Origin of the sequence: Microbacterium croceum, from assembly GCF_023091245.1 — a bacterium.
In the GTDB taxonomy this organism is placed as follows: Bacteria; Actinomycetota; Actinomycetes; order Actinomycetales; family Microbacteriaceae; genus Microbacterium; species Microbacterium croceum.
Map to the genome: position 1 here is coordinate 1,371,839 of NZ_JAHWXN010000001.1, position 22,808 is coordinate 1,394,646.

Annotated in this window: 26 protein-coding genes; 15 read left to right on the forward strand and 11 right to left on the reverse strand. The window is 68.2% G+C overall.

Going from position 1 to position 22,808, the window contains the following annotated elements:
• Window positions 1-119 precede the first annotated feature (119 nt).
• Window positions 120-3,590, forward strand: a complete 3,471-nt coding sequence (locus tag KZC51_RS06500; protein ID WP_247629192.1) for a TM0106 family RecB-like putative nuclease — start codon at window positions 120-122, stop codon at window positions 3,588-3,590.
• A 67-nt stretch (window positions 3,591-3,657) separates the two neighbouring features.
• On the opposite strand, the gene upp is transcribed toward KZC51_RS06500, so the two are convergent.
• On the reverse strand, window positions 3,658-4,290 hold the full coding sequence (gene upp, locus KZC51_RS06505) for a uracil phosphoribosyltransferase (protein WP_247629193.1): 633 nt from the start codon (window positions 4,288-4,290) through the stop codon (window positions 3,658-3,660).
• 80 nt (window positions 4,291-4,370) lie between these two features.
• Between upp and KZC51_RS06510 the strand changes: the two genes are divergently transcribed.
• Complete coding sequence (locus tag KZC51_RS06510; RefSeq protein ID WP_247629194.1) at window positions 4,371-4,826, forward strand: nucleoside deaminase; 456 nt, start codon at window positions 4,371-4,373, stop codon at window positions 4,824-4,826.
• Between the two features lie 212 nt (window positions 4,827-5,038).
• Here KZC51_RS06510 and KZC51_RS06515 read toward each other — a convergent pair whose 3' ends face one another.
• On the reverse strand, window positions 5,039-6,010 hold the full coding sequence (locus tag KZC51_RS06515) for a cation diffusion facilitator family transporter (RefSeq protein ID WP_247629195.1): 972 nt from the start codon (window positions 6,008-6,010) through the stop codon (window positions 5,039-5,041).
• Window positions 6,011-6,069: 59 nt separating this feature from the next.
• On the opposite strand from KZC51_RS06515, the gene proC reads away from it, so the two are divergent.
• Window positions 6,070-6,909 carry a pyrroline-5-carboxylate reductase gene (proC, locus tag KZC51_RS06520; protein ID WP_247629196.1) on the forward strand — a complete coding sequence of 280 codons (840 nt, stop codon included), beginning with the start codon at window positions 6,070-6,072 and terminating at the stop codon, window positions 6,907-6,909.
• Between the two features lie 3 nt (window positions 6,910-6,912).
• Window positions 6,913-7,200 (forward strand): DUF1905 domain-containing protein, encoded by a 288-nt coding sequence (locus KZC51_RS06525; protein ID WP_247629197.1) that lies wholly within the window; start codon window positions 6,913-6,915, stop codon window positions 7,198-7,200.
• Between the two features lie 14 nt (window positions 7,201-7,214).
• Here KZC51_RS06525 and KZC51_RS06530 read toward each other — a convergent pair whose 3' ends face one another.
• Both KZC51_RS06530 and KZC51_RS06535 read right to left on the reverse strand, forming a co-directional pair.
• On the reverse strand, window positions 7,215-7,886 hold the full coding sequence (locus tag KZC51_RS06530) for a potassium channel family protein (protein ID WP_042538973.1): 672 nt from the start codon (window positions 7,884-7,886) through the stop codon (window positions 7,215-7,217).
• Window positions 7,879-9,309, reverse strand: coding sequence for a TrkH family potassium uptake protein (locus KZC51_RS06535; protein WP_372491760.1), 1,431 nt, complete (start codon window positions 9,307-9,309; stop codon window positions 7,879-7,881). Before KZC51_RS06535 ends, KZC51_RS06530 begins: the two co-directional genes overlap by 8 nt.
• A gap of 103 nt (window positions 9,310-9,412) precedes the next feature.
• On the opposite strand from KZC51_RS06535, the gene KZC51_RS06540 reads away from it, so the two are divergent.
• The 10 genes from KZC51_RS06540 (at window position 9,413) to KZC51_RS06585 (ending at window position 14,988) form a co-directional block, all read left to right on the forward strand.
• On the forward strand, window positions 9,413-9,829 hold the full coding sequence (locus KZC51_RS06540) for an ArsR/SmtB family transcription factor (protein ID WP_247629198.1): 417 nt from the start codon (window positions 9,413-9,415) through the stop codon (window positions 9,827-9,829).
• A gap of 201 nt (window positions 9,830-10,030) precedes the next feature.
• Window positions 10,031-10,951 carry a cyclase family protein gene (locus KZC51_RS06545; RefSeq protein ID WP_247629199.1) on the forward strand — a complete coding sequence of 307 codons (921 nt, stop codon included), beginning with the start codon at window positions 10,031-10,033 and terminating at the stop codon, window positions 10,949-10,951.
• 75 nt (window positions 10,952-11,026) lie between these two features.
• Complete coding sequence (locus KZC51_RS06550; protein ID WP_046013605.1) at window positions 11,027-11,218, forward strand: helix-turn-helix domain-containing protein; 192 nt, start codon at window positions 11,027-11,029, stop codon at window positions 11,216-11,218.
• A gap of 136 nt (window positions 11,219-11,354) precedes the next feature.
• A complete protein-coding gene (locus KZC51_RS06555) occupies window positions 11,355-11,453 on the forward strand; it encodes a 30S ribosomal protein bS22 (protein ID WP_003792170.1) in 99 nt (32 codons plus the stop codon).
• An 83-nt stretch (window positions 11,454-11,536) separates the two neighbouring features.
• Window positions 11,537-11,839: a rhodanese-like domain-containing protein gene (locus tag KZC51_RS06560; protein ID WP_247629200.1), complete on the forward strand. Its 303-nt coding sequence runs from the start codon at window positions 11,537-11,539 to the stop codon at window positions 11,837-11,839.
• A complete protein-coding gene (locus KZC51_RS06565; RefSeq protein WP_247629201.1) occupies window positions 11,836-12,132 on the forward strand; it encodes a glutaredoxin family protein in 297 nt (98 codons plus the stop codon). The genes KZC51_RS06560 and KZC51_RS06565 overlap by 4 nt, the downstream gene beginning before the upstream one ends.
• Entirely contained in the window at window positions 12,129-12,431 is a 303-nt protein-coding gene (locus tag KZC51_RS06570) for a Dabb family protein (protein WP_247629202.1), read from the forward strand. Before KZC51_RS06565 ends, KZC51_RS06570 begins: the two co-directional genes overlap by 4 nt.
• Window positions 12,432-12,579: 148 nt before the next feature.
• The gene (locus KZC51_RS06575) at window positions 12,580-13,404 is read left to right on the forward strand and encodes a basic amino acid ABC transporter substrate-binding protein (protein ID WP_247629203.1); all 825 of its coding nucleotides are present in this window, start codon (window positions 12,580-12,582) and stop codon (window positions 13,402-13,404) included.
• Window positions 13,405-13,438: 34 nt separating this feature from the next.
• Window positions 13,439-14,236, forward strand: a complete 798-nt coding sequence (locus KZC51_RS06580) for an amino acid ABC transporter permease (RefSeq protein WP_247629204.1) — start codon at window positions 13,439-13,441, stop codon at window positions 14,234-14,236.
• The gene (locus KZC51_RS06585) at window positions 14,233-14,988 is read left to right on the forward strand and encodes an amino acid ABC transporter ATP-binding protein (RefSeq protein ID WP_247629205.1); all 756 of its coding nucleotides are present in this window, start codon (window positions 14,233-14,235) and stop codon (window positions 14,986-14,988) included. Before KZC51_RS06580 ends, KZC51_RS06585 begins: the two co-directional genes overlap by 4 nt.
• 78 nt (window positions 14,989-15,066) lie before the next feature.
• Here KZC51_RS06585 and KZC51_RS06590 read toward each other — a convergent pair whose 3' ends face one another.
• The 6 genes from KZC51_RS06590 to KZC51_RS06615 form a co-directional block, all read right to left on the reverse strand.
• Window positions 15,067-15,243 (reverse strand): YegP family protein, encoded by a 177-nt coding sequence (locus KZC51_RS06590; protein WP_247629206.1) that lies wholly within the window; start codon window positions 15,241-15,243, stop codon window positions 15,067-15,069.
• 85 nt (window positions 15,244-15,328) lie between these two features.
• Window positions 15,329-16,420, reverse strand: coding sequence for an ABC transporter ATP-binding protein (locus tag KZC51_RS06595; protein ID WP_247629207.1), 1,092 nt, complete (start codon window positions 16,418-16,420; stop codon window positions 15,329-15,331).
• Window positions 16,417-17,208: an ABC transporter permease gene (locus KZC51_RS06600; RefSeq protein WP_247629208.1), complete on the reverse strand. Its 792-nt coding sequence runs from the start codon at window positions 17,206-17,208 to the stop codon at window positions 16,417-16,419. Before KZC51_RS06600 ends, KZC51_RS06595 begins: the two co-directional genes overlap by 4 nt.
• The gene (locus KZC51_RS06605) at window positions 17,205-18,143 is read right to left on the reverse strand and encodes an ABC transporter permease (RefSeq protein WP_247629209.1); all 939 of its coding nucleotides are present in this window, start codon (window positions 18,141-18,143) and stop codon (window positions 17,205-17,207) included. Before KZC51_RS06605 ends, KZC51_RS06600 begins: the two co-directional genes overlap by 4 nt.
• Window positions 18,140-19,282: an ABC transporter substrate-binding protein gene (locus KZC51_RS06610; protein ID WP_247629210.1), complete on the reverse strand. Its 1,143-nt coding sequence runs from the start codon at window positions 19,280-19,282 to the stop codon at window positions 18,140-18,142. The genes KZC51_RS06605 and KZC51_RS06610 overlap by 4 nt, the downstream gene beginning before the upstream one ends.
• Window positions 19,283-19,419: 137 nt before the next feature.
• On the reverse strand, window positions 19,420-19,932 hold the full coding sequence (locus KZC51_RS06615; protein WP_247629211.1) for a GNAT family N-acetyltransferase: 513 nt from the start codon (window positions 19,930-19,932) through the stop codon (window positions 19,420-19,422).
• A 168-nt stretch (window positions 19,933-20,100) separates the two neighbouring features.
• Here KZC51_RS06615 and KZC51_RS06620 point away from each other — a divergent pair, with 168 nt between their 5' ends.
• Window positions 20,101-20,931, forward strand: coding sequence for a sulfite exporter TauE/SafE family protein (locus KZC51_RS06620; RefSeq protein WP_247629212.1), 831 nt, complete (start codon window positions 20,101-20,103; stop codon window positions 20,929-20,931).
• 57 nt (window positions 20,932-20,988) lie between these two features.
• Here the strand turns inward: KZC51_RS06620 and aspS are convergent, their stop codons facing one another.
• Window positions 20,989-22,770 carry an aspartate--tRNA ligase gene (aspS, locus tag KZC51_RS06625; RefSeq protein WP_247629213.1) on the reverse strand — a complete coding sequence of 594 codons (1,782 nt, stop codon included), beginning with the start codon at window positions 22,768-22,770 and terminating at the stop codon, window positions 20,989-20,991.
• Between the last annotated feature and the right edge of the window lie 38 nt (window positions 22,771-22,808).

Here is a 22,808-nt window from a genome sequence, read left to right on the forward strand (position 1 = left end):
CCGCTGATGCAGTGACGTCGTCGCGACGGTGAGCTAAGCGCCGGCGTCGCTTTCGCGCGCGGTCACTCCGGTGTCGGATGCCGCGGCTAGGGTCGAAGCATCCGAGGAAATGGAGCATCGTGCGGATAGACACTCAGGCCCAGCGCGTCATCTGGAGCGCGAGCGACCTCAAGGCCGCAGCCGAGTGCGAGTTCGCGTGGTGTCGCGCGATCGACGCGAAGCTGGGCCGTGTACCCGCCGTCGAAGAGCCGGAAGACGCGACGCTCGCCCGTGCCGCGCTGCTCGGCGACGTGCACGAGCGCAACGTCCTCGCCCGATACGTCGCCGACCTCGGCGATGCGCAGGTGCATCAGGTCGACAAGGTGTCCTCGGTGGATGCCGAGGCGCTCGCCGCCGCGGTGGCCGAGACCGTCGAGGCTCTGCGCTCGGATGCGCTCGTGGTGTTCCAGGCGGCCTTCGCAACCGAGGAGTTCGTCGGCTTCGCGGACTTCCTCCGCCGAGACGACCAGCGCCGCTGGCGCGTGCAGGACTCCAAGCTCGCCCGCAAAGCCAGGGTCACCGCCCTCATGCAGCTGGCGGCATACGTCGACCAGCTCGACCGTCTGGGAATCCCACGCTCGGATGAAGTCGATCTCATCCTGGGAGACGGCACCCTCAGCACCCATGCCGTCGACGACCTGCTCCCGCTGTTCCAGGTGCGCAGGGCCCGGCTGCGCGCGCTCATCGCCGACCGGCGGATCGAAGACGGTGCGGCGGGAGCGCCGCTCGCCTGGGGCGACGGCCGGGGCGATCTGGATGTGGTCGCGTGCGGGCGTTGCGCCACCTGCGAGGAACAGGTCGTCGCGCATCGTGATCTGCTCATGGTCGCGCGCATGCGCCCGGTGCAGCGTGCCCGTCTTCGCGCCGGCGGCATCGAGACGATCGATGCGCTCGCGGCGGCGGTCGATGCTCCCGAGGGGATGAACGTCGACACCTTCGAGAATCTGCGTGCGCAGGCGCGGGTGCAGCTGCGCGCCGATGCCGAGGGCGTCCCGACCTACGACGTGCACTATGCGGCCGCGATCCACACGCTGCCCGTCCCGAGCAGGGGCGACATCTTCTTCGACTTCGAAGGCGACCCGCTGTACACCGAGCCCGCGCCGGACGGCGAGGCGCACTGGGGCATCGACTACCTGTTCGGCTGGGTCGACAACGACGACCAGTACTCCGCCCTCTGGGCGCACACGTTCGCCGAGGAGCGGCAGGCGTTCGAGACGTTCCTCGACTTCGTGAACGCGCGTCGGGCGGCGCACCCCGGCATGCACATCTACCACTACGCGCCCTACGAGACCTCGCATCTGGTGGCGATGGCGGCGCGACACGGCGTGCGGGAGAACGAGGTCGATCGGCTGCTGCGCGAAGGCGTGTTCGTCGATCTGTACCCGCTGGTGCTGCGCACGGTCCGTGTGGGATCGCGCTCGTACTCGATCAAGAAGCTCGAGCCGCTCTACATGGGCGACGACGTCCGCACCAGTGACGTGCAGAAGGGAGACGACTCGATCGTGCAGTACGTCGCGGCTCGCGAGTTCGCCGCCGCCGGCGAGCGGCGCGAAGCCGATGCCGTGCTGGCGGATCTCGCCGACTACAACCGGTACGACTGCGTGTCGACGCGGGCGTTGCGCAACTGGCTGATCGAGATCGCGCGCCGAGAGGGCGTGAACCCGGCACCGCCCGACGCGGCCGACGAGGTCATCTACGAGCCTTCGCCGCGATCGGTGGCACTTCTCGCCGATGCCGAGCGCGCCGTGTCCGCGGGGAACGACGGCCAGGTGCACCGCATCGCCGCGGCCGCGATCGACTACTTCCCCCGCGAGGCGAAGAGCTTCTGGGTCTCGCACTTCCAGCGGCTCCGCGAACCCGTCACGATGTGGGACGGCACGCGCGATGTGGTGCGGATCGATCGAGCCACGTCCACGGTTCGTCGGGAATGGAGCGTGGCCGAGGGACGTCGGGTGATGTCGCGTGAGATCGAGGTCAGAGGAGAGGTCTCGCCCGGCACGACGCTCGGCGCCGGAGCCCAGCCGTTCGCGCTGTACCTCGTGCCCGCACCGTTCGACACCGAGGTGCCGTCGCGCGCAGTGCACGTGCCCCACACCGTGACCGTGTCGGACGTGCTCGACGACGGCTACCTCATCACCGAGACCGCGATCCAAGGGCAGACCTGGGACGAGCTGCCGCTCGCGTTGACACCCGCTGCCCCGCCGCGGGTGGTCTCCCTGCAGGGCGCGATCGACGAATGGGCCGACTCCGTGCACGCGGCCGCCCCGGCGTTTCCCGACGATGCTGCGGCCGACATCCTGCGGCGACTGCCGCCGCGGACGCTCTCCGGAGCGACCCTTCCCGCAGCCGGAGATGACGCGATCGACGCGATCGTGCGCGGGGTTCTCGACCTCGACCGCAGCTACCTGGCTGTGCAGGGGCCTCCGGGAACAGGCAAGACCTTCACCGGTTCCCAGGTGATCGCGCGGCTGGTCAATGAGCACGGCTTCAAGGTCGGAGTGGTCGCGCAGTCACATGCGATCATCGAGACGCTCTTGGATCGTGTGGTCGCGCACGGCGTCTCTCCCGCGCAGGTGGGGAAGGCGCCGAAGAACCCGGATGCGGATCCGTCGTACACCGTGATCCCCAAGAACGGGATGGCGGCGTTCCTGGCGGAGCACAAGAACGAGGGCGTCGTCGTCGGCGGCACGGCGTGGGACTTCAGCAACACCTCGCGCGTCGCTCGCGGGGGGCTCGATCTGCTCGTGATCGACGAGGCGGGTCAGTTCTCGCTCGCCTCGACGATCGCCGTCGCGGCAGGCGCCCGGCGGCTTCTGCTGCTCGGCGATCCGCAGCAGCTCCCGCAGGTGAGCCAGGGAGCCCACCCCGAGCCGGTCGATACCTCGGCGCTCGGATGGGTGATGGACGGCGATGCCGTCATCCGGCCGGAGTACGGCTACTTCCTGGCGAAGTCGTGGCGGATGCACCCCTTCGTCGCCGCTCCGGTGTCACGCCTCGCGTACGCGGGCAAGCTTGCCTCGGCGCCGGGGACGGAGCGGCGGTCGGTCGAGGGCATCGACCCGGGGCTTCACATCGTGCCGGTGCGTCATCGCGGCAACGCCACGCAGTCCGTCGAGGAGGCGTCCGAGGTCGTGGCGATCGTGCGGGACCTCGTGGGCCGCGCCTTCACCGACAACGACGAACCAGCCACGACGCGCCCGCTGGACCAGGCGGACATCATCGTGGTCGCTCCCTACAACGCTCAGCGTCAGCTCGTGCACGAGGCGCTGGCGGCAGCCGGGTTCCCCGACGTCGCCGTCGGCACGGTGGACAACTTCCAGGGCAAGGAGGCCGTCGTCTCCATCACCTCGCTCGCCGCGTCGAGCGGACGGGATGCGCCTCGTGGCCCGGAATTCCTGCTGCTGCAGAACCGGCTCAACGTCGCGATCTCCCGCGCGCAGTGCGTCGCGTATCTGATCCACTCGCCAGCATTGCTGGACGATCTGCCCTTCACACCGGAGGGCGTCGCGCGCCTGAGCGCGTTCGCGCGTCTCGTCGGCGCGGTGGAGTGACCGGCAGAGCCGACCGCATCCGTCGCGTCAGGAGAGGCGCGCGACGGAAGTGCAGGGGAGCGGAGCCTCAGGCCGTGCCGTAGAGGCGGTCGCCCGCGTCACCGAGTCCGGGCACGATGTACCCCTTCTCGTTGAGGCGCTCGTCGAGCGCGCCCAGCACGAGGGTGACATCGCGGTCTCCGGCCATAGCCTCGATCGCGGCAACGCCCTCGGGGGTGCCGAGCAGGCAGATCGCTGTGACATCCTTGGCGCCGCGGTCGAACAGGAACTGGATCGCCGCGGCGAGCGAGCCGCCTGTGGCCAGCATCGGGTCGATCGCGAAGCACTGACGGTCGCTGAGGTCGTCGGGAAGACGCTCGGCATAGGTCGTGGGCTCGAAGGTCTCCTCGTCGCGGACCATGCCGAGGAATCCGACCTCGGCGGTCGGGAGCAGCTTCACGAGACCTTCGAGCATGCCGAGACCGGCGCGCAGGATCGGGACCACGATCGGGCGCGGCTCGGAGATCTTCACGCCCATGGTCGTGGTGACCGGGGTGGTGATCTCGATCGGGCTGACCTTCACGGAGCGGGTCGCCTCGTACGCGAGCAGCGTCACCAGCTCTTCCGTCAGCTGTCGGAACACCGGCGAAGGGGTGCGCACATCGCGCAGCACCGAGAGCTTGTGGGTGATGAGAGGGTGGTCGGCGACGTGAACACGCATGGATACAGGGTAGTCGGCGAGGGAGCTCGGCACGACATCGGCCCTGCGGCCCTCGCGCGTCACTGTCGTAGGCTCGACGCATGACCCCTGCTGACGCCTCCGCGATGCGTCGAGCACTGGCGCTCGCGGCGGAGGCGTCCGCGGCATCCGAGATCCCCGTGGGCGCCGTCGTCCTGGACCCCTCCGGTGCGATCATCGCGGAGGGCCGCAACACCCGCGAGGTCACCCATGACCCCACCGGTCACGCCGAGATCGAGGCGCTGCGGAGCGCGGCGGCATCCGTCGGCTCCTGGAACCTCGAGGGGCATACGCTCGTCGTCACGCTGGAGCCCTGCATCATGTGCGCCGGCGCGATCCTGCAGGCGCACATCTCGCGTGTCGTGTTCGGTGCGTGGGACGACAAAGCCGGTGCGGCCGGCTCGATGTACGACCTGCTGCGCGACCGCCGTCTGCCGTACCGGGCCGAGGTCGTCGGCGGCATCGAGGCGGATGCCGCGACCGCGCTGCTGCGGGACTTCTTCTCCTCGCGCCGCTGATCTCGACGGCCGGTGCGCACCAACTTCGGCGGCGCTCCGCAGCAACTTCCGCGGCGCTCCGCACGTTCTGCGGATCAGATCGCGCAGATCATCCGCAGAACGTGCGCGAGGCCGAAATAGCGGATCATCCGCAGAACGTGCGCGAGGCCGAAATAGCGGATCATCCGCAGAACGTGCACGAGGCCGAAAAATTTGCGGGGGACAGGGGCCGATCAGTCCGAGGACTTGAGCACGAAGACGTCGGTCGACGGTTCCGGGTCGATCGCGGGACGGTAGACGTCGGGCTCGATGTAGACGACGCGTGCGACCGGAACGGCCTCGCGGATGCGCTCCTCGATCGCGTCGATGTCATCCGCCGCTTCGCGCACCGTCTTGTCGGACGTCAGCGCGACCTTCGCAGCGACGAGCAGCTCATCGGGTCCGAGGTAGAGCGTCTTCATGTGGATCAGCTTCTCAACCTCGGGGCCGGCGTTGATCGCGTCGACGATCTTGTCGTGGTCGGCGGAGGTCGCCCCCTCCCCGACGAGCAGGCTCTTGGTCTCGACGCCGAGGACGATCGCGATCAGCACGAGCAGCAGACCGATCATCAGGGTGCCGATCGCGTCGAACACCGAGTTGCCGGTGATCACGGTCAGTCCGACACCGAGCAGGGCGAACGCGAGTCCGGTGAGCGCGCCGGCGTCCTCGAGCAGCACGACCGGCAGTTCGGGTGCCTTGGCTCGTCGGATGAACGACACCCACGACTGGCCCTTCTCGCGGACGAGGTTGCTCTCCTTGACGGCGGTGCGCAGCGAGAACGACTCCAGGCCGATCGCGATCACGAGCACGACGATCGGCAGCCACCACCAGTTCGGGTCGAGCGAGTGCGGCTCGCGCAGCTTCTCGATGCCCTCGTAGATCGCGAACAGGCCTCCGACCGAGAACAGGATGATCGACACCACGAACGCGTAGACGTACCGCTCTCGTCCGTAGCCGAACGGGTGCGAGCGGTCAGCCTCACGCTTCGCCTTGCGGCCGCCGAGCATCAGGAGCAGCTGGTTGCCGGAGTCGGCCACGGAGTGGATCGCCTCGGCGAGCATCGACGCCGAACCGGAGAGGGCCCAGGCGACGAACTTCGCGAGCGCGATGCCCAGGTTCGCCAGGAACGCCGCGACGATGGCCTTGTTGCCTCCGGATGCACTCATGATCCGAGTCTAGAACCGCCCGCCGCCGGATGTCGGGGAGCCCGCCGTAGGATGACGACATGGCTGAATCCCTCCCCGCCCTTGCGTTCCTCGGTGCCGGTTCGATGGGGGGCGCGATCCTTCGCGGCGTCGTCGCCTCCGGCATCACGATCGACGGGGGGATCACCGCCACCAACCGCACCATGGCCAAGGCGGAGGCGTTCGCCGACCTCGACGGCGTGACCAGCATCGCCCTCGAGTCCCAGCCCTCCGGCAGTGCGGATGCGGCCGCCGGCGCACGCATCATCCTGATCGGGGTGAAGCCGGCGATGGTGCCCGAGCTGCTGCAGGAGATCGCTCCGCGCCTCGCTCCTGACGCGATCGTCGTCAGCCTCGCGGCCGGTGTCACTCTGCAGACGTTCGCCGACAACCTCGGTGCCGACGCCCGGGTGATCAGGTCGATGCCGAACACGCCAGCCACCGTGCGCAAGGGCGTCACGGGACTCGCCGCCGGCCCCGCCGCGACGGCCGAGGACCTCGCCCTCGTGCGTCGACTGTTCGAGACCGTCGGAGTCGTCGTCGAGGCGCCCGAGTCGCAGATCGACGCACTGTCGACGATCTCCGGCTCCGGACCCGCCTATGTCTACCTGCTGATCGAGGAGTTCACCCGCGCGGCCGTCGGCATGGGCTTCGGCGACGCCGATGCGCGCCTCATGGTCGAGCAGACCTTCATCGGCGCGACGGCTCTGCTCGATGCGTCGGGGGAGGACCCGGCCGAACTCCGCCGCCGGGTGACGAGCCCGAAGGGCACGACCGAGCGGGCCGTCGCCGTGCTGCAGGACGCGCACCTCGATCGCACGTTCTCGGATGCGGCGGCCGCGGCTCTCTCCCGTGCCAAGGAACTCGCCGCCGGAGCATGACGCATGCGGCTGCACATCGTCGGTGAGATCTGGTTCTGGCGTGGTCCTGCGCCCTACCACTTCGTGACGGTGCCGCCTGCCGAAAGCGAGATGATCCGTGATGTCGCCGCGGTCGTCACCTACGGCTGGGGGATGATCCCGGCGAGCGTGACGATCGGCGGAACCGGCGTGACCACCGCTCTCTGGCCCAAGGACGGCGGCTACATCGTGCCGATCAAGAAGGCGCTGCAGGATCGCGAGAGCATCGGCGTCGATGACGTCGTGGAGATCACTCTCGACATCGACGCCTGATCAGATGGCGAAGATCAGCGGTCGAGGGCCGCGAACCGCTCGATGTCGCTGTTCGTTCCCGACACGATGATGAGGTCGTGGTTCGTGACGATCGTGTTCGCCTCGGCGTAGCGGAACGGCTTGCCCGGGCTCTTCACACCGACCACGGTGACCTTGTACTTCGAGCGCACACCCGACTCGTTCAGACCGACGCCGCGGATGAACTTCGGCGGGTACATCTTCGCCAGCACGAAGTCGTCGTCGAAGCGGATGAAGTCGAGCATCCGCCCGCTCACGAGGTGGGCGACGCGCTCGCCGGCTTCGCGCTCCGGGTAGATGACGTGGTTCGCGCCGACGCGGGCGAGGATCTTGCCGTGCGACTGCGACACGGCCTTGGCCCAGATCTGCGGCACCTTCAGGTCGACCAGGTTCGCCGTGATCAGCACGGACGCCTCGATCGAGGAGCCGACGGCCACCACGGCGACCTGGAAGTCCTGGGCGCCGATCTGCCGCAGCGCGTCGATGTTCTTCGCATCCGCCTGCACGGTGTGGGTGACGCGGTCCGACCACTTCTGCACGAGCTCGAGGTTGCCGTCGATCGCGAGCACTTCGCGGTCGAGGCGATCGAGTTCTCCGGCGCAGGCGGCGCCGAAGCGTCCGAGGCCGATGACGAGTACGGGAGCGTCGCCCCTGAGCACTTCAACCAACGATCGGCCTTTCCACGGGCAGCGAGTAATACTGCGATCGCGATGTCGCGGCGACTGCCGCGGCGAGTGTCACTGTACCAATGCGGCCCATGAAGATGGTGGCCGCGAGCACGTACGAGCCGGCGTCAGGAAGTTCGGCGGTGAGTCCGGTCGACAACCCCACGGTGGCGAAAGCCGAGATCACATCGAACAGCACATGGCTGATGTCGGCTTTCGTGATCTGGGCGATGATGATCGTCGAGAGCGCGACGATCGTGGCTCCCCAGGCGACGACGCTCAGGGCGACCCGCTGCACGTCGCTGGGGATGCGGCGGCCGAAGACCTCGACGGACTGCCGTCCCTTGGCCTCTGACCAGACGGCGATCGCCAGCACGGCCAGTGTGGTGACCTTGATGCCGCCGGCGGTCGATGCCGAGCCACCGCCGACGAACATCAGCATGCTCGCCGCGACCAGCGACGATCCGTTCAGGTCGGACATGTCGATCACGTTGAAGCCGCCGGAGCGGGTCATCGCCGACAGGAAGAACGCCTGGAACGTGGTGTCGCCGGCGTCCATGGAGCCGAAGGTCTTGGGGTTGGCGTACTCGAGGATCAGGAACACCACGGCGCCGAGGACGAAGAGCAGCACGGTCGTCACGAGCGTGAGCTTGGTGTGCAGCGACCAGCGCTTCACATGCCAGACGTGCTTGGCCAGCGTGTAGATCACGGGGAATCCGATACTGCCCAGGAACACGCCGACCATCAGCAGCGCCAGCACGAGGTAGTCGTCGGAGAACACCGCGACGCCGCCGTCGTTGGGAGCGAAGCCCGTGTTCGTGAAGGCCATGGCGGCGAAGTACGGCGCCTCCCAGAGAGCGGCGATCGGATCGACCTTCGCCATCACCAGGGAGGGGTACAGGAGGATCGCGAGGGCCGCCTCGATGATGAGGGCGGAGAGGGCGACGGTGCGCAGCAGCTGTCCCACTTCGCCGAGGCGGACGGTCTGGCTCTCGTTGACGACGCCGCCGTGCGCGCGCAGGGGGTTGGTGTCGCCGGCCGCCATCAGCTTGGCGCGCAGCCCGAGCCGCTTGGAGATGACCATGCCCATCAGCGACGCGAGGGTGAGCACGCCCAGGCCGCCGATGTTGACGCCGATGAAGACGAGCACATGGCCGAACGGCGACCAGTGATTGGCCATGTCGACGGTGGCGAGGCCGGTGACGCAGATCGTGGAGACCGCGGTGAACAGGGCGTCGCTCAGCGGGGTGACGGTTCCGGTCGCCGAGGCGATCGGCAGGGAGAGCAGCACCGTGAAGACGAGGATCAGGAGGGCGAAGATCACGATCGCGAACCGCGAGGGCGACGAGGTAATGATGTGCTTCGACCAGGAACCGAAGTCGCGGATGCGCTGTTTCGGGGACGACGCCGAAACCATGCCCGACATCGCATCCCCCTTCTCGCTTCACGACCGCGGTCGTCGGTCGCACGACGCCGATCGCCGAGCCTTCGTCATGGTACTCCGTGCCGGGGGCGACTACCCTGAACTCATGACGGACATCTTCGACGTGATCGCAGACGGTACGAGGCGCGACATCCTCCAGCTCCTGCTGCGACGCACCGCCGAAGGGGACGCCGGTACCAGCGTGAGCCACATCGTCGCGGAACTCGGCATCAGCCAGCCCACGGTCTCCAAGCACTTGAAGGTGCTGCGCGATGCCGAACTGGTGACCGTCCGCGAAGACGGCCAGCGCCGGTTCTACAGCCTGGCGGTCGAACCTCTCGAAGCCGTGGACGACTGGCTCGTGCCGTTCCTCGTCGACGCCTATGGTGACGACGCGCCCGACATCGAGTACCCGGTCGTGCCGCTGCCGGACAGTGCTGCGCACGCCGCCGAGGTCGTCGGACGCGCGGCCGCTTCCGCGAAGCACGTGGTGGCGACTGCGCTGAAGCGCCTCGGGGCCTGACGCCCGGATGCACATCGCCCCTGACGACAGGGGGGCATGTCATCAGGGGCGATCGGCGAGCCCCAGCTCGCACAGATCCGGGCGGTGCCGGCCGGGATCTGTCGTCAGCGTGACAGTGCCGGCTATGCGAATCTCGGACAAGCGCTATGTCTTCCCTGAGACGGGGACGTGCGCGGCGGCGACTGTTGCCATGATGTGGTGATGACCACCGAGTACCGCGCGCACTTCGACTTCACGATCGCCTTCGCCAACGGCGGTGGTCTCACCGGCGAGGGCTTCCGTCTCGATCTGCCTGGCCAGGATGTCACGGCGGATGAGGTCGGCGCTCTGCTCGTCGCCCACCTCGGGCTCGCCCTGGTGAGCGATGTCGCGCTGCGAGACCTGCGCATCGTGGAGGAGCCGCACAGGGGGAGTCGAGGCGTCGAGACCCGGCGGGACCGCGAGGAGCGGGTGATCGACCTCAGCCACCCGATCGAAGCCGGACTGGTGACGTACCCCGGGCTGCCCGCCCCGACGATCGCGCCGCACCTGACGCGGGAGGACTCTCGAGGCAAGTACGCGCCGGGCACCGAGTTCGCGATGGACATCATCACGATGATCGGCAACACGGGCACCTACCTCGACTCCCCGTTCCACCGTTATGCGGACGGGGGCGACCTGGCCTCACTCGACCTGCGCACTCTCGTGGGGCTGCGCACGGAGGTGTTCCATCTGCACGATGCGTGGAGCGCGGACCGCCGGGGCATCGAGGCCGTGACGCTGGCGGACCGGGACCTCCGCGGTTCCGCCGTGCTGCTCGACACCGGGTGGAGCAGTCGCTTCGGCACTCCCGAGTACGCGCACGGGGCGCCGTTCCTGACCGAAGGGGGCGCCCAGTTCCTGGTGGACGCGGGTGTGCAGCTGGTCGGGATCGACTCGCTCAACATCGACGACACCGAGGGCGGTGGCGCCCGCCCTGCGCACACGCTCCTGCTCGCCGCCGGCATCCATGTCGTGGAGCACCTGACCAACCTCGCCGCGGTGCCTGCGCGTGGAGCCCTGTTCACGGCGGCGCCTCCGGCGGTGCGCGGCTTCGGGACCTTCCCGGTGCGGGCGTTCGCGACGGTCCCCGGTTCCCACTGATCACACGGGCCACACGGGTTTACATGCGTCCCAGCTACCCCATAGAGTGTGCACATCGAGAAAGGGGTACGTGGGATGCCCGAAGTACCTGACGTCCGGTTCCTGACGGTGGCGGAGGTCGCCGAGCTCATGCGCGTGTCGAAGATGACCGTCTATCGACTCGTCCATGCCGGTGAACTGCCCGCCATCCGATTCGGCCGCAGCTACCGCGTGCCCGAATCGGCCGTCGCGGACGCCCTGCAGCGTCCGATCGCCGACGTCGGCTGAGGTCCGGCCGGCCGATATCCCCGTCGTGACAGTCGGGGCTCTGCGGTTTGCTAGACTGACCCGAGGCATTTTTCCGTGCCCGTACCCGGGTGTCCGTCACCGTGCGACACCCAGCCACTGACTTAGTGAGGTTTCCGTGGGTTCTGTCATCAAGAAGCGCCGCAAGCGCATGGCGAAGAAGAAGCACCGCAAGCTGCTTCGCAAGACTCGCCACCAGCGCCGCAACAAGAAGTAAGCGGCCAGACACGAGCGCCTGTCTTCGGACGGGCGCTTTGTGTCTCTGCGCCGCGTGAGCATCCGCAACATCGTGAGGACGTCATGAAGTCGATCACCGTCACCGAACTCGCCGAGCGCTCCGGCACGCCGCTCATCGACGTGCGCGAGACCGACGAGTTCGCCGCCGGCCATGTGCCCGGCGCCGTCAACATCCCCATGTCGGTGATCGGCAACCGTCTGGACGAGCTCCCCAGCGAGGCCTTCGATGTGATCTGCCAGGCCGGCGGGCGCTCCGCGCGTGTGGTCGAGGCGCTCGAGGCGCGCGGTTACGACGCCACGAACGTCGAGGGCGGCACGGGCGAGTGGATCGCTCAGGGACGCGCGCTGGAGGTGCCGTCGGCGTGACCACCCTCACGCTCATCGGCAAGCCCGACTGCCATCTCTGCGATGTCGCCTCCGAAGTGATCGACGCCGTCGTCGCCGAACTTCCGGATGCCGCCGCCGAAAGCATCGAGATCGTCGAGGCGTCGATCCAGGACGACCCCGCTCTCTACGAGCTGTGGTGGGAGAAGATCCCGGTCGTCCTGATCGACGGAGAACTGCACGCGCACTGGCGGGTCTCGCCCGACCGCTTGCGCCATGCCCTAGAAGAAGCCGTCCGAGGCGGGGCACTGACCCCGCAGGAGGAGTCGCGATGACCGTTCGCCATGTCGTGATCTGGAAGCTCGCCGCGGAGGATGCCGCAGAGCGCCGCGCGCAGGCCGAGGAGGTCGCCCGCCGGCTCAACGCCCTCGACGGTGTGGTGCCCCAGCTGCTGTCGATCTCCGCCGGCGCGAACAGCGCCTACCCCGAGACGAATGCCGATGTCACGCTCGTCGCCGACTTCGAGAGCATCGCCGCGCTCGAGGAGTACCAGGTGCACCCGGCCCACGAAGAGGCCGCCGCGTACATCCGCACGGTGGTCGCCTCGCGCGTCGCCGTCGACTTCGATCTCTGACTCCGTCGAACGTCACTTTTCGTCACACTTGCAACACAAACGTGATCCGCCAGGGGCCGATCTCGTTGGTGGCCGCGTCGAACAGCGTGTTTAGATGAACTCCTAACCCGTCCGTGGGCGTCTCAGCCCTCGTCTCATAGGAGCTGTCATGCAGCGTCGCACCATCTTCGCCGGGCTCGCGCTCGCGGCGACCGCCACTCTCGCTCTCGCCGGTTGCGCGACCAATGCCGGCTCCGGCTCGGGCACGGGCTCCGAAGAGCCGGCAGCGGGCGCGGACTACGGCCTGGTCGAGGCCGGCACGCTCACGGTCTGCTCCGACATCCCCTACGCACCGTTCGAGTTCGAGGGTGGAGACAACGGCACCGGCTACACCGGCTTCGACATCGACCTGCTCGACGCGATCGCCAAGAAGCTCGACCTCAAGCTCGCCGTGCAGGACGTCGGATTCGACGCGCTGCAGTCCGGCACGACTCTCGCCGCAGGCACCTGCGACGTCGGAGCCTCGGCGATGACGATCACCGATGAGCGCAAGGCGAACATCGACTTCTCCGACCCGTACTACGACTCGCTGCAGTCGCTGCTGGTCCGCACCGACTCGGGCATCGAGTCGATCGACGACCTCTCCGGCAAGAACGTCGGCGTGCAGCAGGGCACCACGGGCGAGACCTACGCCGGTGAGAACGCCAAGGGCGCCGAGCTCGTGCAGTACCCCTCCGACGGCGAGCTGTGGCCGGCGATGCAGGCCGGTCAGATCGACGCGATCCTGCAGGACCAGCCGGTGAACCTCGAGCACGAGAAGGCCGACTCCGCCTACAAGATCGTCGAGACGTACAACACCGACGAGTCCTACGGCTTCGCCTTCGCGAAGGGCGAGAAGGATGCTCTCCTCGAGGCCGTCAACGGCGCGCTGCAGGAGCTGCGTGACAGCGGCGACTACCAGACGATCTACGACAACTACTTCACCGCGAAGTAATCGGCAGGCACGGTAGGTCGGGAGGACCTTGACAATGGCGTTGAGGCGCACCACCAAGAGCAAGCTGTACCGGTACATCGTCTATGCGGTGCTGATCGCGATCCTCGTCTGGGCGATCGTCGGCACCGACTGGGCGAAGATCGGACCGCTGTTCTTCAACCCCGAGATCGCGATCAAGATGTTCCCGGGGATCATCACGACAGCGCTCGTGAACACCCTGTGGTTCACCGCGGTGGCGTTCATCGCGGGGCTGCTGCTCGGGATCGTGCTGGCGCTGCTGAAGCTGTCGAGCATCGGACCGTTCCGCTGGATCGCCACGGCCTGGATCGAGTTGTTCCGCGGACTGCCCGCGATCCTCACGATCTTCGCCGTGGCGTTCATCCTGCCGATCGCCTCGGGCATCCCGGGCAAGGACCTCGGTGGTCCGGTCGTGCTGGGACTCGTCGGCCTCGTGCTCGTCGCCTCGGCCTATATGGCCGAGACGATCCGCGCCGGCATCCAGGCGGTTCCGAAGGGGCAGACCGAGGCCGCCCGATCGCTGGGCATGTCGCCGATGAAGACGACGTTCTGGATCATCGTGCCGCAGGGTTTCCGCATCATCATCCCTCCGCTCACGAACGAGTTCGTGCTGCTGCTGAAGGACACCTCGCTGCTCTTCGTGGCCGGCACGTTCATCTGGTCGAAGGAGCTGACGAACTTCGCCCGTGACGCGTCGACGCAGAACACCAACGCGACGCCGCTGATCATGGCGGCGATCCTGTACCTGATCGTGACGATCCCCCTCACGCGCTTCAGCGCGTACCTGGAACGACGGATGTCGAGGCAGCGATGATCACCGACCTGATTGATGTCCACGCCCCGGCGATCGACGTGCAGGGTCTCGTCAAGTCGTTCGGCGACAACGAGGTGCTCAAGGGCATCGACCTCACCGTCACCAAGGGGGAGGTCGTCTGCGTCATCGGGCCCTCGGGTTCGGGTAAGTCGACGCTCCTGCGTTCGGTCAACCTGCTCGAGGAGCCCACCGGCGGCAAAGTGCTGATCGAGGGGATCGACATCACCGACCCCGACGTCGACATCGACCGGGTGCGCACGCGTATCGGGATGGTGTTCCAGAGCTTCAACCTGTTCCCGCACCTCGACGTCATGGGCAACCTCATGATCGCGCAGCAGCGTGTGAAGAAGCGCTCCAAAGCCGAGGCCGAGCAGGTCGCGAAGGAGATGCTCTCCCGTGTCGGGCTGTCGGAGAAGGCGGATGCGTTCCCCGGTCATCTCTCGGGCGGACAGCAGCAGCGCGTGGCGATCGCCCGTGCGCTCTGCATGAACCCCGACATGATGCTGTTCGACGAGCCGACCTCGGCACTCGACCCCGAGCTCGTGGGTGAGGTGCTGCAGGTGATGCGCAAGCTCGCCGACGAGGGGATGACGATGCTCGTCGTGACGCACGAGATGGGCTTCGCCCGTGAGGTCGGATCGCGCCTGATCTTCATGGACGGCGGCCACATCGTCGAAGAGGGAGATCCCCGCGAGGTGCTGGGCAACCCGCAGCACCCCCGGACGAAGGACTTCCTCGCGCGCGTGCTCTGAGGCCGCCGGATACCGAAGAGACCCCCTGGCGCAGGCGACTGCATCAGGGGGTCTCTTCGCGGAGTGGGGGTATCGGAGTCAGACCTCGACGACCTCGGCACCCGGCGCATTGCTCTTCACGGAGTCGATGCCGTTCTTCGCTGCGGACTTGGTGGTGTAGCTCTCGCTGGTCGCGATGATCTCGCCGTTGCCAGCCTTCAGACGGAACCGGTACCCGCCGGAACTGTCGGAGTACAGCTCGAACTTGCCTGCCATGAGGCGTCCTTTCTCTGTCGGTCGAGGGAGCAGTGCTCCTCCGCGCTCACGTTATCCGACCCCTGCATGTGGGGGAAGAGTGAACTCAACCGCGCGGGTGCACGGCTACGGGTTCGGGGGCGACGGCGATGCGGACGCGGTCGCCGAAGGAGGGGCGGATGCCGGGCGCGTGCTGTACCCGGACGAGTTCTCCGGACTCGGTGCGCACGAGGGTGCGTCGCATGCTGCCGAGGAAGGTGCTCTCCTGGACCAGGGCGTCGGTGGCGGCATCCGCTTCGCTGGCGAAGAAGACGTTCTCAGGTCGCAGATACACGTCGACCGGCCCGATCGCCGGGGACTGCAGCGGCAGCCGCTGCCCCCACACCACGACATGGTCGCCCTCGCCGACACCGGAGACGACGCTGGATAGTCCGACGAAGGCGGCCACACCCGCCGTCGACGGCGCCGTGTACAGCTGCTCGGGCGAGCCGATCTGCTCGATCCGACCGGAGTTCATCACCGCGATGCGGTCGGAGACGGCCAGCGCCTCCTCCTGGTCGTGCGTCACGAAGACGGTCGTGATGCCGAGGCGCAGCTGGATGCGGCGGATCTCATCGCGCAACTGCACGCGCACCTTCGCGTCGAGTGCCGAGAGCGGCTCGTCCAGCAGCAGCACCTTGGGCTCGGTGACCAGGGCGCGGGCCAGGGCGACGCGCTGCTGCTGACCACCGGAGAGCTGGTGCGGGTAGCGGTCGGAGAAGTCGGCGAGGCCCACCAGCGCCAGGGCATCGAGGGCGCGCTTCGTGGACTCGGAGGCGGAGACGCCGCGACGACGCAGGCCGAACGCGGTGTTCTCGGCGACCCGGAGGTGCGGGAACAGCGAGTACGACTGGAAGACCATGCCGATGTCGCGCTTGTTGGTCGGCACGCGCGAGACGTCATGGCCGCCCAGCAGCACCGCGCCCTCATCCGACACCTCGAGCCCGGCCAGCACGCGCAGCAGGGTCGTCTTGCCGCAGCCGGACGGGCCGAGCAGCGAGACGAACTCGCCGGGGGCGATGTCGAGGTCGACACCATGCAGCACGCGGGTGCCGGAGTAGCTCTTGACGATGCCCTGCAGCTCGACGCGGGTGCCCTCGCCGGCCTCGGCGAGCAGCAGGTTGTCCGCCGTGCGGGGGAGCGGGTGGTCGAGGGTCATGAGCGAGCCTTTCCTTTGCCACGCGCGACGCGGCCGATGAGGAGGAGCAGGATGAAGACGAAGGCCAGCGCCAGCAATGTGAAGATCGCCGGGGCGTAGGGGTCCTGCTTCTGGACGACCACCATGGCCGTCTGGAACACCTGGCGGTTGAGCAGCGAGGCGATCGTGAACTCGCCCAGCACGACCGCGATCGAGATGAGCGAGGCCGAGAGGAGCCCCTGGCGCAGGTTGGGCGCGAGCACCTTCAGCACCACCGTCGGCCAGCTGGCGCCGAGTGAGCGCGCGGCCTCCGACAGCGTGCGCAGATCGGCGGCGTCGATGGAGGCCTGGATCGAACGGTAGGCGAACGGCAGCACGGTGATGCCGTACGCGAAGGCCAGGGTCCAGGTGCCGGTGCCGAGTGTGCGGCCGATCTGCAGATAGATCGGCGCGAGACCCACCACCAGCACGATCGCGGGGATCGAGATCGGTAGAAGCACCGCGAACTCGAACATCGGTGTGAGCCTGCCGAAGCGGAGGTTCACCAGGATCATGGTCGGCGCGAGCAGGAGCAGCACGATCGCCACCGTGACGACGGCCAGGATCAGGGAATTGCCCAGGCCTGTCCAGATCGGCTTGATCGCTGCGGATGCGGCGGGATCGAACAGCGCGATCCAGTGCTCGAGCGATAGACCCTCCTTGCCGCGGAGGGTGAAGAGGAAGGTCGACACCAGCGGGATCGCGAAGAACGCGCCGACGAGGATGCCGATGATCCAGCGCGTCGCGAGTGAGGGAGCGAGTCGGTTCATGACTGCCACCTCGCAGCCCGACGTTGGACGAGTGAGTACAGGGCCATGACCACTCCCACGATGACGATCATGCCGAGCGCGAGTGCACCGGCGAGGTTCTCCCTGCCGAGCACCGTCTCGCTCGTGAGCGCGGTGCGGATCTGCAGCGGGACGATCTGCGAACCCTGGCTGGCGAGGGCGGCGGCCGTGGCATATGACGAGAACGCGTTCGCGAACAGCAGCAGCAGGCTGGCGAGGAACGAGGGGGCGAGCACGGGGATGCCGATGTGGAGCCAGAAGCCGGCGCGTGTGCCGCCGAGCGTGAGATTGGCTTCGGCCCACTGCGGCTTGAGCGCGGCGAGGGCGGGCATGAACGTGATCACCATCAGGGGGATCTGGAAGTAGATGTACGGCAGGATCAGGCCGGGCAGCTCGTACAGCCACGTGCCGTTCTCGAAGATGTTGACGCCGAAGGTGTCTTTCAGGAAGACCGTGATGATGCCCTGGATGCCGATCGTCGCGATGAAGGCGAAGGCGAGCATGACGCCGCCGAACTGGGCGAACACGCCGGCTGCAGCATCGACGCTCGCGCGGATGGCGCCATCGGGGTTCATGCCCAGCAGGGCGTAGCAGACCAGAGCGCCCACGAGGGCGCCGACGACCGCGGTGCCCAGCGAGAGACCGGCCGAGTTGGCGAAGGTGTTCAGCACCACGGGGTCGCCGAGTGCCGAGATGTTCGTCCAGGTGAAGGCACCGTCTTTCGTGAAGAAGCCGGAGCCGATCGCGAGCACGGTCGGAACCGCCAGGAACAGCACGACGTAGGCCGCGAACGGGACCAGGCCCAGCCAGGCCGGAGACGGCATGGACCGCCGGGCCCGCGCGCTGCGCGAGGACCCGGCGGTCGTGGCGGGGACGGACGCCGCGGCATCCGTCCCCGGTGCGGAGAGGGTGGTCACTGGACCGCCGCTGCCCACTTCTCGCCGAGCAGGGTTCCGGCGTTGGTGGACTGCTCCTCGGTCGGGACGACGGTCTCCTCCGGTGCCTGGGGAAGGGCGGCGGCGAGGTCGGCGTCGATCGTTCCGGCCTCGGTCATCGCCTCCATGCGGGCCGGGCGCGCGCCGCCCTTCAGCCACAGGTTCTGCACCTCGTCGCTGTAGAGGAACTCCTGCCACAGGCGGGCAGCCGCCGGGTGCGGAGCGTCGACGTTGATGGCCTGGTTGTAGTAGCCCGCGTAACCGGTGCCGTCGAACACGACGACCTTCCAGTTCTCGTTGTCAGTCGTGTGCGAGGCGTTCAGGTAGTCCCAGTCGAAGACGACCGGGGTCTCACCGCTGGCGATCGTCGCGGTGGTGACGTCGACCTTGAGCAGGTTGCCGGCCTTCTGCAGCTTGGAGAAGAAGTCGATGCCCGGTTGGAAGTCGTCGAGCGATCCGTCGGACTGGACGGTGGCGAGGCCGACCGCGGCGAACGCGGCGCCGGCCTGGGTCGGGTCGCCGTTGATGGCGACAGCACCCTTGTAGTCGGCCGAGAGCAGATCGGAGAGCTCGGCAGGGGCGTCGAACTTCGAGGAGTCGTAGCCGATCGACATGTATCCGCCGTAGTCACCGACGAAGAGGCCGGTGGGCTCCTTGAGCGCGTCGGGGATGTCATCCCACGTCTGCACCTTGTAGGGGGCGAACGTGTCGGTGTTCTGCAGCGCGACCGTCAGACCGAGGTCGAACACGTCGGGGGCGGTGTCGAGCCCCTTGTTGGTCTCCGCCGCCTGGATCTCCTCAGCGCTGGAGACATCGGGCGAGGCCTCGTTGATCGCGATCTCGGGATACTTCTCGGCGAACAGATCGAGGACCTCGCCGTAGTTGGCCCAGTCGCGGGGGAGGGCGATGACGTTGAGGGCTCCCTCGGCCTTGGCGGCGGCCTCGAGGTCGGCGAAGGTGCCGAAGTCGGCGACCGAGGTGGCCGTCGTGGCGTCCACGTCGGTGTCGCCACCGGAGGCGGGCGCGTCGGTTGCACCGGCGCAGGAGGTGAGTGCGAGTGCGGCCGTGGTGGCCAGGGCGATACCGGCGCCGATGCGTGCGCGGCGGGTGAAGCGTGCCATGAGTGTCCTCTCGGGTGACCGGCGATCGCCGGTTCGGGGTTGCGAGAGGACGCTACGGGGCGGGGGTTACCGGTCGTCGCGGATCGGGTGAACGTGCGGTGTCCGGCTGGTGGCGGGAGGGAGCGCGGCCGGCGCGATCAGCCACCGACCGTGTACTTGAAGCCGAGGTGCGACCCGACGTAGCCGAGGCGCTCGTAGAAGCGGTGAGCCTCGGTGCGGGCGGCATCGGACGTGAGCTGCACCATCGCCGCACCGAGCGCCAGAGCCGCCGCCTCGCCGACCCAGCGCATCACGGCCGACCCGATGCCGGAGGAGCGCAGGTCGCTGCGCACCCGCACGGCTTCGACGAGCAGACGCCGTGCGCCCCGTCGTGCCATGCCGGGGATCGAGGTGAGCTGCAGGGTGCCGACGATCTCGCCCTCGAGCTCGACCACCAGCAGGTCGTTCGACGGTTCGGCGAGGATATCCACGAGCGCGGCGGCATAGGCCGGCCGGTCGGCCTCGGAGGCGACGTCACCGCGGGCCGCGCTGATCGGGTCGTCGGCGAGCAGGGCGATCACGGCATCGGCATCGGCGGGCGTGGCCCTGCGCAGCAGCGCGCGGCCGGCGCGGGCGTCGAAGGCGTGGGGGAGGGGAAGCGCGTCGAGCATGGCACCAGTCTGCCAGCGTCGCAACTCAGGACATCGGCGGCGGATCGGATCGGGCCGGGGCGCCGGTGCCGGAAAGCCGGGCATCGCGCCGAGCGGCGGACGCGGCCGTCCTGGGGTGCGGAGAGGGCGCCGTCGTTCGAGGCGCCTGTCGTCTGGCATCCTGGCGGGATGGACATCGGCGCAGTGCTCGGGCTCGAGCAGCTCACCTGGGGCATGCTGCTTCTGGTGGTCCTCGCCGCGTTCGGTGCCGGCTGGATCGATGCCGTCGTCGGCGGCGGCGGGCTGCTGCAGCTGCCCGTGCTGCTCCTCATTCCGGGCATCGCGCCGGTGCAGGCGCTCGCGACGAACAAGTTCGCCTCCGTCTTCGGCACGGCCACGAGCAGCGTCACCTACTATCGGCGCGCGAAACCCGATATCCGCACGGCCCTGCCGATGGCGGCGGTCGCCCTGGTCGGCTCGTTCGGCGGAGCCGCAGTGGCAACCATCCTTCCCCCGTCGGCATTCAAGCCGATCATCGTCGTGGCGCTGCTGGCCGTCGCGCTGTTCACGGCCTTCCGTCCGCAGCTGGGTGCGGCGACGAAGCTGCGCTTCAGCGGGCACAAGCACCACATCATGGCCGGAGCCGCCGGGCTCGGGATCGGCTTCTACGACGGCATGATCGGCCCCGGCACCGGGACGTTCCTCGTCATCACGCTCGTCGCGCTGATGGGCTACGACTTCCTGCAGGCGAGCGCCAAGGCGAAGATCGTGAACTTCGCCACTAACCTCGGGGCGCTGCTGCTGTTCATCCCGCACGGGTCGGTGCTGTGGCTGCTCGGCGGCATCCTCGCGGTGGCGAACGTCGCCGGGAGCTACCTCGGCTCACGAATGGCGATCGCGCGCGGCACCACCTTCATCCGAGTGGTGTTCCTCATCGTGGTGATGGGGCTGATCGCGAAGCTCGGTGTCGACGTGTGGAACGAGAACATCCAGCCCGCCCTCGCATCGCTCGGAACGTGAAGAGGCCCCGCGCTGCATGGCAGCGCGGGGCCTCTTCACCAGAGCGAGGGGCGCGGGTCAGGCGCCGTCGTCCTCGGGCTCGTGATCGACGCCGGCTTCGGCGCGCTGCGCGTCGGTGATCGGCGCCGGAGCCGAGGTCAGCGGGTCGAAGCCGTTGCCGGACTTCGGGAACGCGATGACCTCGCGGATCGACTCGGTCTTGGTCAGGTGCTGCAGCACGCGGTCCATGCCGAGCGCGATCCCGCCGTGCGGCGGGGCGCCGAACTTGAACGCATCCAGCAGGAAGCCGAACTGCTCGTCGGCCTGCTCGTCGCTGATGCCCATGACCTCGAAGACGCGCTTCTGCACGTCTTCGCGGTGGATGCGGATCGACCCGCCGCCCAGCTCCGAGCCGTTGCACACGATGTCGTACGCGTAGGCGAGGGCCGAGCCGGGGTCGGTGTCGAACGTGTCCTGGAACTCGGGCTTCGGCCCGGTGAACGCGTGGTGCACGGCCGTCCAGGCACCGGCGCCGACCGCGACGTCTCCGGATGCCACGGCGTCAGCAGCCGGCTCGAACATGGGGGCGTCGACGACCCAGGTGAACGCGAACTCGTCCGGGTTCAGGTACCCGAGGCGGCGACCGATCTCGACGCGTGCGGCGCCGAGGAGCGCACGGCTCTCCTTGGTGGCGCCGGCGGCGAAGAACACGCAGTCGCCCGCGCTCGCTCCGACGAACTCCGCGAGTCCGGCCTGTTCGGCCTCGGACAGGTTCTTCGCGGCCGGGCCGCCGAGCGAGCCGTCCTCGTTGAACAGGACGTAGGCGAGACCGCGGGCACCACGCTGCTTCGCCCAGTCCTGCCAGGCGTCGAGCTGCTTGCGCGGCTGGCTCGCGCCGCCGGGCATCACGACGGCACCGACGTACTCGGCCTGGAAGACGCGGAACGGCGTGTCCTGGAAGTACTCGGTCGCCTCGACGAGCTCGAGTCCGAAGCGCAGGTCGGGCTTGTCGGAGCCGTACTTGGCCATCGCGTCGGCGTAGGTCATGCGCGGCAGCGGCAGCGCGACCTCGACGCCGATGGTCGCCCACATCGCCTGGATGAGCGACTCCATCAGCGTGATGACGTCTTCCTGGTCGACGAAGCTCATCTCGATGTCGAGCTGCGTGAACTCCGGCTGCCGGTCGGCGCGGAAGTCCTCGTCGCGGTAGCAGCGTGCGATCTGGAAGTACTTCTCGACGCCGCCGACCATGAGCAGCTGCTTGAACAGCTGCGGCGACTGCGGCAGGGCGTACCAGCTGCCGGGGCTCAGACGAGCGGGCACCAGGAAGTCGCGGGCGCCCTCCGGAGTGGAGCGCGTGAGCGTCGGCGTCTCGACCTCGGTGAAGTCCTCGGCGTGCAGCACGTCGCGGATCGCCTTGTAGACGTTCGAGCGCAGACGCAGAGCGGATGCCGGTGCCGGACGGCGCAGGTCGAGGTAGCGGTACTTGAGACGGGCCTCCTCGCCGACGGTCTCGCTGTCGGCCAGTGCCGTCGAGACCTGGAAGGGGAGCGGGGCGGACTCGTTGAGCACCTCGACGTCGGCGGCGATCAGCTCGATCTCGCCCGTCGGCAGGTTCGGGTTCGCGTTGCCCTCAGGGCGCTGCGAGACGACGCCGGTGACCTGGAGCACGAACTCGTTGCGCAGCGGGTGGGCGATCTCCTCGTCGCGGATGACGACCTGGGCGATGCCCGAGGCGTCCCGCAGATCGATGAAGGCGACTCCTCCGTGGTCACGACGGCGATCGACCCAACCCGCGAGGGTGACGGTCTGACCGATGTGCTCGGCTCGCAGTGAGCCTGCCGAGTGGGTGCGAAGCACGGAGAATTCCTTCTGATCTGCGAAAGGGTGAACCCGCC